The organism is Flavobacterium sp. SM15, from assembly GCF_022012335.1.
Lineage (GTDB): Bacteria > Bacteroidota > Bacteroidia > Flavobacteriales > Flavobacteriaceae > Flavobacterium.
Genome location: NZ_JAKLTO010000044.1, coordinates 1 through 231, shown reverse-complemented (window position 1 = coordinate 231; position 231 = coordinate 1). Strand labels below are relative to the sequence as shown.

Below are 231 nucleotides of genomic sequence, written 5' to 3'. Positions count from 1 at the left end.
TAAGCAGGAGTTCCACCGGTTACATTAACTGTCGCCGAACCGTTAGCTCCTCCGTTACAAGATACATTGGTTTGTGAAGCAGCAGTTGCTACCAAAGCGGTTGGCTCAGTAATAGTAAAACTTTGTGTTGTAGTACAAGCATTGGCATCGGTTACGGTTACAGTATAGGTTCCTGCCGCTAATCCAGAAGCGGTTGCAGCCGTTCCTCCTGAAGGTGACCAAGAATACGTA

The 231-nt window shown here is 47.2% G+C and carries 1 protein-coding gene; it reads right to left on the bottom strand.

All coding sequences use genetic code 11. From position 1 onward, the window contains the following. Positions 1 to 231, bottom strand: a 231-nt coding sequence (locus LZZ90_RS14050; RefSeq protein WP_237791333.1) for a hypothetical protein, incomplete at both ends; no start/stop codon positions are given.